Origin of the sequence: Sinomonas sp., assembly GCF_051955515.1 — a bacterium.
In the GTDB taxonomy this organism is placed as follows: Bacteria; Actinomycetota; Actinomycetes; order Actinomycetales; family Micrococcaceae; genus Sinomonas.
In genome coordinates this window covers 1-7,656 of sequence record NZ_JBQCGQ010000090.1, presented here as the reverse complement: position 1 = coordinate 7,656, position 7,656 = coordinate 1, and the positions used below count along the sequence as shown (strand labels likewise).

Annotated in this window: 6 protein-coding genes and 1 pseudogene; 2 read left to right on the top strand and 5 right to left on the bottom strand. The window is 66.9% G+C overall.

Going from position 1 to position 7,656, the window contains the following annotated elements; genetic code table 11:
• Window positions 1-13: 13 nt before the first annotated feature.
• Together ACTHL9_RS05215 and ACTHL9_RS05210 are read right to left on the bottom strand one after the other, a co-directional pair.
• Window positions 14-727, bottom strand: coding sequence for an HNH endonuclease family protein (locus ACTHL9_RS05215; RefSeq protein ID WP_440517786.1), 714 nt, complete (start codon window positions 725-727; stop codon window positions 14-16).
• Between the two features lie 108 nt (window positions 728-835).
• Complete coding sequence (locus ACTHL9_RS05210) at window positions 836-1,654, bottom strand: pullulanase X25 domain-containing protein (protein WP_440517785.1); 819 nt, start codon at window positions 1,652-1,654, stop codon at window positions 836-838.
• 236 nt (window positions 1,655-1,890) lie between these two features.
• On the opposite strand from ACTHL9_RS05210, the gene ACTHL9_RS05205 reads away from it, so the two are divergent.
• Window positions 1,891-5,430 (top strand): TM0106 family RecB-like putative nuclease, encoded by a 3,540-nt coding sequence (locus ACTHL9_RS05205; protein ID WP_440517784.1) that lies wholly within the window; start codon window positions 1,891-1,893, stop codon window positions 5,428-5,430.
• 63 nt (window positions 5,431-5,493) lie between these two features.
• Here the strand turns inward: ACTHL9_RS05205 and ACTHL9_RS05200 are convergent, their stop codons facing one another.
• Both ACTHL9_RS05200 and ACTHL9_RS05195 read right to left on the bottom strand, forming a co-directional pair.
• Window positions 5,494-6,132 carry an MmpS family transport accessory protein gene (locus ACTHL9_RS05200; RefSeq protein WP_440517783.1) on the bottom strand — a complete coding sequence of 213 codons (639 nt, stop codon included), beginning with the start codon at window positions 6,130-6,132 and terminating at the stop codon, window positions 5,494-5,496.
• A gap of 127 nt (window positions 6,133-6,259) precedes the next feature.
• Complete coding sequence (locus ACTHL9_RS05195; RefSeq protein WP_440517782.1) at window positions 6,260-6,742, bottom strand: acyl-CoA thioesterase; 483 nt, start codon at window positions 6,740-6,742, stop codon at window positions 6,260-6,262.
• A gap of 392 nt (window positions 6,743-7,134) precedes the next feature.
• Here ACTHL9_RS05195 and ACTHL9_RS05190 point away from each other — a divergent pair, with 392 nt between their 5' ends.
• Window positions 7,135-7,413, top strand: a complete 279-nt coding sequence (locus tag ACTHL9_RS05190) for a helicase associated domain-containing protein (RefSeq protein ID WP_440517781.1) — start codon at window positions 7,135-7,137, stop codon at window positions 7,411-7,413.
• A 31-nt stretch (window positions 7,414-7,444) separates the two neighbouring features.
• On the opposite strand, the pseudogene ACTHL9_RS05185 reads toward ACTHL9_RS05190, so the two are convergent.
• A pseudogene (locus tag ACTHL9_RS05185) lies at window positions 7,445-7,656 on the bottom strand (urease accessory protein UreD); the annotation flags it as partial.

Sequence of the window (7,656 nt, the reverse complement as noted above, 5' to 3'; positions counted from 1 at the left end):
TACCTCGGGTGAGCTACGTCGTTCGGCACTGGCCGAGCAGTTCCCCGGCCTTACTGCGTTCGGCGTCCGTCATCCAGAGCCCGTACCGGGCTTTGATCTCCACGATCCGAACCGTGTACTCGCAGCGGAACGACTTCTGGGGCGGAAGCCACGTGGCCACGTCCCCGTCGCCCTTCTCCTGATTGGCCGGACCGTCGACGGCGAGGAGATTGGACGGATCATTCGCGAACTTCCGCCGCTGCTCTGCAGTCCACTGCTGGGCGCCCTTCTGCCACGCGTCCGAGAGCGGCACCAAGTGGTCGATCTGCACCTCGGCGGAGCGCTGCCCGCGGACGAAGGAGATGCGCTTCGCCGTGTACGGGTCGTCGAGCTCGCCCGAGGCCACGATGCAGTGCGCAGAGGCCTTGGTGAAGACGACGGCCTTGAGATCGCGCGCCAAGACATCGTTGCGCGTATCGCAGCCGTTCCTGTCGACGTCGTCCCAGGCCTCCCCGAAGCGCTCACGCGTGTAGCCCGTCTTGGGGGCCCGCCCTTGAACGTGGATCGATGCCAGCGCGGTCTTCGCCGCCGCGAGCCTCTCGGCCGGCACGCTTCCGATCTGGGAGCCCGCCCAGGGCGCCGGCGAGGCGAGGCCCGGAGGGTCGATCAGCCCAACGAGCCACGAGACGACCAGAAGGACGACGGCCGCGAGCGCCAACCCGATGGCGCGGGGCGCGCGCAGCAGCATGGACTTCTCCCCCCAAGGTGACGATGTGCCAAGGTGACGATCTGACTCATTCACCCTAGGCGAACGCTGCTGTGCGCGCCCCTCAACGCGGCGCTATGTGGACAACCTTCAGGAGAAGGCGACGTCCTTCGTGCGGTGGTCGTACTCGATGGTGACGGGACCGCCGTCGTGCGTCAGCTCGTGGTTCGCGCCGTTCGGGTGGCCGAACGCGCCGTAGTTCTCATCCCACGAACGGTTGATGGCGATCTTGAAGGTGTACGTGCCGGCGGGCAGGTTGACCGTGCGCGTCCAGCGCTTGCTCTCGGGGTTGAGCGCCATCTGCACCTCGTCGAGGCCCGGTTCCCAGTCTGCGGGGGCACCGAGGTGGGACGCGAAATCGCCTGCGATCGCCACCGTTTCCGGCTGGACCACACCGTTCGAGGAAGCCTCCTCGACGACGCTCGCCTCCGCTGCCTCGGCCAGGAGCTCGGCAGCCTCGACTGCCGTCGGCTCCTTCTCCGCGGCCGCGCGCTTGGCGGCCTTCGCCACGGCCTTCTTCTTGGTGGGCTTCTTGACCGGAGACTCGGTCGGGACCGCGACGTCGGCGGGAATCGGGGTGCCGTCCGCGAGCGCCTGGGACAGCGAGTCCACAGTCGGGAAGGCGACCAGCGCCCGGAGCCCGTCATCCGTGATCGACCAGCCCGAGCGGCCCTTGACCATCCAGCCGGCCTTCACAAGCTTCGCCGTGGCCGTGGTGAGCGCCTTGTGGCCCCGCGGAATGCCGCCGGAGAGCAGCTCTGCCTCTTTCTCGTCGAACGGGACGAGGTTCACCGCGTGAGCAAGAACGGCACCGGCATTGGGAGATTCACCCGCCCATCGGGCCTCGGCCAGGCCCTCGAGCACTGCCTTGAGTCGGGCTTCCAACTTGTCGGAGGCGTTCTTCGCCATCCCATCCCCTCTCGTTACGTGGATCACCCTTGCCTCCCTATGCTTGCCGGTTTCTGCCGGGTTGGGCGCAAGGTGACCAACTGTGACGAACCATTGTGACGCACAGTCGGCCTTCCTAGACTCTACGGTCTGGGTTTCCAGCATATTAAGCCGACGCAACGAGTTGATACCGATAGCAGAGGCTCCCGACCCCGGTGTGCCGCAGAAATGTCGGTGGGCGGTGGTGAGATGGTGTCATGTTCTTCCTCGACGGCCAGAGCCAGCTGGTCTTCTCCGCTTCGGACGTGGTCATCGCGGCCAAGTGCGAGTTCGCGCTGCTCCGGCAGCTCGACGAAAAGCTCGGCCTCGCCCCGAAGCTGACCGTCGACGACCCCATGCGCGAGCGCGCCGCTCGCCTTGGGGATCGGCACGAGCTGAGGGTCCTCGACGAGTTCCGTGCCCTCCATGGGCCGTGGACTCCCGGCCGCCCAGGAGGAGTCGCCGAGATTTCCGAGGCGGAGTCCATGGAGCGCGGCGTTCTGGAGGCGAAGCACGAGGAATCGCTGGATGCACTTCGCAGCGGGGCCGACGTCGTCTATCAGGCCGGCTTCTTCGACGGCCACTTTCACGGCCGCTCCGACTTCCTGGTCCGCCAGCCGGACGGCCGCTATCAGGTGTTCGACACCAAGCTCGCCCGCCACGCGAAGGTCGAGGCGCTGCTCCAGCTCGCCGCCTATGCGGAGCAGCTGGAGAAAGCCGGGTTCCTGCCTTCCGACCGCGTGAGCCTGATCCTCGGGACGAAGGAGGAGGTTTCCTTCAGCCTTCCAGACCTGCTTCCGGCCTATCGAGAACGACGGCGGAGACTCACCCAGCTCACGGCAGAGCACCTCGCGCTGGGCTCGGCCGCGCGGTGGGATACCCCGGGCATCGCGGCGTGCGGCCGCTGCGAATACTGCACTGTGCAGGTGCGCGAGCACCGGGATGTGCTGCTCGTCGCGGGAATGAATCTGGCGCGGCGGAAGAGGCTGCGAGATGCAGGCGTCCGAACGGTCGAAGAGCTCGCGGCCCTGCCCGAACCCGTGGGGGATGCCACGTTGCTCCGTCTGCGCGACCAAGCGCGCTTTCAGATCGGGCTGGAGGCGGGCGACGGCGGCGCGCTCGCTCCCGAGCACGGTGACGAACCCGCGCACGAGGTCCGTTTCAAGGTCCTCCCGGAGCACACGATCGCGGCTCTCCCGGCGTCTGACCCGGGGGACGTGTACTTCGACTTCGAGGGGGATCCGCTGTGGCAGGACGCCGCGACCGGACTTTGGGGCATCGAGTACCTCTTCGGCGTGCTCGAGCCTCCCGTGGAAGGCGCGGCTCCCCTGTTCCGGCCGTTCCTCGCCCACACCCTCGCCGAGGAGAAGCAGGCGTTCCTCGACTTCGTCGCCTACATCGAAGAACGACGGTCGCGGCACCCTCGCATGCACGTCTACCACTACGCCTCTTACGAGAAGACTGCACTGCGACGTTTGTCCCAACGCCATGCGGCGGCCGAGGGCGTGATCGACACGTGGCTGCGCGAGGGGCTGCTCGTGGACCTCTATGAAACTGTCCGCCACAGCATCCGCATCTCGGAGCGGTCCTACTCGATCAAGAAGCTCGAGCCCTTGTACATGGGTGCTGACCTGCGGACGGCCGAGCTCCAGAGCGCGGCGGGATCCGTGGAGATCTACGCCGCATTCACCACCGCGAGGAATGACGGCGATCAGGCCGAGGCGGAGCGACTGCTCAAGCTGATCCTGGAGTACAACGAGGACGACTGCGTCTCCACGCTTCGGCTCGATCGCTGGCTGCGGGACGTCGGGGCCTTGCGTCCCGGAGCCGAGGCTGTGCCCCGCGAGGAGGCACCGCCGTCGAGCGTCGAAGAGCCCGAGCCTGCGGAGGCGCCACTCCTCGCGTACCTCGCCAGGCGCGGCAGCGACGGCACCGAGGCAGGCACCAGGGACAGCCAGGCCGCGGCGGATGACACCGCCATCGCGCTCCTAGCAGCGGCTGTGCGGTATTACCCAAGGGAGCGGAAGTCGTACTGGTGGGCGCATTTCGACCGGCTTGAACGGCCCGTCACCGAGCTCGAGGGGGTTCGAGACGCGTTCGTCGTGCGCGAGGCGGAGGTCCTCAAAGACTGGGAGCCGGACAAGAAGACGCTTGCGCGCACGCTCAGGCTGCGTGGGCGGATCGCGCCCGGCTCCGACTTCAGAACGAGCCGGACGTGGTTCCGCGAATTCGCGCAGCCGCTGCCCTCGCCGCTCAAGCCCACGGATTCTCAAGGGCTTGGCCGCAATGGCTTCGGCAACACCGCGTTGCTCAGCGTCGGCTCAGAGGGCCTGGACGACGTGCTGGAGATCGTCGAGAAGACCCGAACGGGCATGGAGGCGTACTGGCAGCTCCCCGTCGCGCTGACCGAAGACCAGCCACCCGGGTCGAAATCGATCGAGGAAGCGCAGCGGGAGCTCGCGGTCCGGGCTGCGGAAGCCCTGCCCGAGATGATCGAGCAGCCTGCCGTCGATCTCCTACGCCGGCTCACGCCACGGACTGTCGGGGGCGCGCGCCTGCCCTCCGCGGCGAACATCTCCGTCCTGCCTCAGACGATCGAGGCCGCCGTGAGGCTCTTGGACCGCTCGTACCTCGCCGTGCAGGGACCTCCCGGAAGCGGAAAGACGTACGTTGCGAGCCAGGTGGTGATGCGACTCGTGGAGTCGGGGTGGAAGGTGGGGGTTGTTGGCAACTCTCACGCCGTGGTCGAGAACGTCCTGTGCCGGGCGATCGAGGCCGGCGTCCCAGCTGACAAGGTGGCGAAGAAGCTCAAGGACGGGACCGACCCGGGGACCGCCGTTCCATGGTGCCACTATGGCGACAAGGACGTCTCGACGATCCTCGGTCTCCCGGGCGGGTGCCTCGTGGGCGGGACGGCATGGACCATGACCAGTTCTTCCGTCCCTGCCGGGGCACTCGATCTGCTCGTCGTCGACGAGGCCGGCCAGTTCTCGCTTGCGAACACGATCGCCGTGAGCCGTGCCGCTTCCCGGCTTCTGCTGCTCGGCGACCCTCAGCAGCTTCCTCAAGTGAGCCAAGGGCAGCATCCCGAGCCCGTCGACGAGTCCGCGCTGGGCTGGCTCGCCAACGGCGAGGCGGTGCTGCCCGACGACTACGGGTACTTCCTGCCCGAGTCGTGGCGGATGGCGCCGGAACTCTGTGCGGCAGTCTCACGGCTGTCCTACGAGGGCCGGCTGCAGTCCGCGCCTCCGGCCACGTCGCGGACTCTCGCTGAGATGCCTGCCGGGGTCGAGACCGTGCTCGTCGAGCACTCCGGCAACGCGACCGCGTCCGTGGAAGAAGCCGCTGAAGTGGTGCGCCAGGTGGAGGCCCATGTTGGGCTGACGTGGACCGACGGTAACGAGACCCGACCGCTCGGCCCCGACGATGTCATCGTGGTGGCTCCCTACAACGCGCAAGTGAATCTCATCCGGACCAAGCTCGACGAGGCTGGGCTCGGTGCAACACCGGTCGGGACCGTGGATCGGTTCCAAGGCCAGGAAGCGGTCGTGGCCATCGTCTCGATGGCGTGCTCCGACCCCGGTGAGGCTCCACGCGGGATGGAGTTCCTGCTCAATCGGAACCGCGTCAATGTGGCGGTGTCACGCGCGAAGTGGCGCGCCGTCGTCGTCCGCTCCCCTCGCCTCACCGCGTATCTGCCCACCAAACCGGCCGCGCTCGAGGAGCTCGGAGCGTTCATCGGGCTGTGCGGGGGATGAGCTGAAAAAGCGAGGGGCGGCCGGGTTTCGCAACCCAGCCGCCCTTCTGGCCATTTCCTCGCGCTACTGGACCGAGCCCGAGCAGGAAGCCGACGCCCCGGCGCCGTTTCCGCTCTGCTTCGCGATGCTCTTGCCGTCAATGAGGATCTCGCACGAGACGGAAGCGCTCTTGTCAGAGAAGTCCGATGCCATCACCGACACGGAGGCCAAGGTCAACCCGGTCGAAGTGGCGTCCTTCGACCAGTCAGCCGTGACGTCAGTCTGACCACTGCCGTCCGGCGTCGAATAGTGCACGCTCGCCGCACCGCTCGTCGTCACCTTGTACTGGATCGAGTGCTGTGCGCTGGCCTTGGCCGAATACGTCGCCAGGCTCTTCGAGATCTCGTTCGAGGCTGAGCTCACGGCTGCCGCAACGACAATGTTGACGATGACCGCGACGACGAACGCGATGACGGCGAGCACGAGACCGATGATCGCCATCGCCTTGCCGCCCATCTTGCGGATGAGCGCGATCAGTGCGCAGATGAACGCAGCAAGCCCGAGGATGAACGCCAGGAAGTTCACCACCGGGATGAAGCTGAACAGGAACGCGATCGCCCCGAGGACGAGTGCGACGATCACGAGAGCTGCGCTCGGACGCGGAGCCTGTGGAGCGCCGTACAGCGGCTGCTGCTGAGTTGGCGAGCCAGGCGAAGAAGACATGTTTTCCCCTTGTGGAATGAGGACGCCGTGACCCGTCGGCCCCATACCGACGATGCTCAGGGCGCCTCGGCAATCCTGTCATGGGGGAGGCGAGATTTACATGTCCAACACGCGCACGTCTCAGGGCTCAGCGCTCGAACAATCCCTTTCCTACGTAGGGCGCGAGACGCTCGCGCTGGGTCTCCGTCAGCCGCAGGAGACGTCCGGAGGCCTCGTCGACGAAGGCGAGCCCCGTCGTCGCCCGCACGCATTCGTGGCCATCGACGGGGTCGTGAATGACGTAATCGAGCGTGAGCGCGGCGGCCTTCAAGCCACTCACCCAGACGTCGACGGCCGCGGGCACGTTGCGGTAGTCGAGCGGCTTGAGATAGCGCACCCGATGTTCGACGACGAGCGCAAGAGTCCCGTCAGGAACATCGGAGAAGAGTGGAACGAGCGGGTCGACGCCGGAGGCTCCGGTTCCGCCTGGGGGGCCGAAGGCAGCCACGCGGGCCTCTTCCAGCATCCGCACGATCTGGACATTGTTGATATGCCCGTAGGCGTCCATGTCCCCCCAGCGCATGGGAACTTGGACCCGAAGGCGTTCGCCAGTCTGTTCGGCTGTCGTCATGCCGTCCGGTCTATCACAGGCTTGGCCCGCCTCGACCGATGACGTGGATCCCACCCGGAGCGCTGACTGCCCCGCCGGTGCGATCACTGATTCCAGTTTAGGGAGGCGAGCTTGCGGCGGAGTGTCTCCCATGTTTAAAGCTGGTTACGGAACCGGATAGCTGAGGACTTGCACAGGTCTACCGCAAGGATTGGCGAGTCTGGCCGTGCGACCGGAGTTGACACGAGAGGATCGTGACTGGCGCTGAACGTCTCAGATCGGGTTTGCGGCGCAGGACCAAGACCTTGTGGCAGAGCGTCGGTCCTGAACCACTCGCCAGATGGTCCGCGTGCCCCTGAGCACGCGGACCCGCCAGATTATTGCCAGCGCACACACCGATGTGGAGAGTCTTCATGGACGGGATGACACGGCGAGAGCTTGCTCGCCAGATCGCGGGAATCTCGGATCCGCCGCAGGACGCCGACGCGCTGTTCGCTCGCACTCTCCAGCGGCTTGCCGCCTTCCACCGGACAAACGCCCGGACGCCCGAACCGACCGCAGGCACCCTCGACGAAGCCCGGCTGGGCCGTTGGCTCGAGGCACAGCGGGCGGACCTGCGCCGTGGCACCCTGTGCGACGAGAGGCGCAGCCAGCTCGACGACGCGATCGGCGGCGACTGGGCGTTGCGCTAGCAATCAGAGGCGGCGGCGCGCGGTGCTGCCATCAGAGCTTCCTGAGCTCGAGCGCCGCCTCGCCGTGCCACTCTGCGCGCAGCCAGTTGATGACGGCATGGAGGACGGCCTGAGCGGCCGCCGTCGAATCGCACAGTGCTCGAAGCGCGAAGCCAGGGACGGCCAAGCGCGTCACACCCACCAGAAGGCCGCCGCGCTCGGCGGGAAACGCCTCGGCGAGCATCAGGCGGAGGGCGGCAAGGA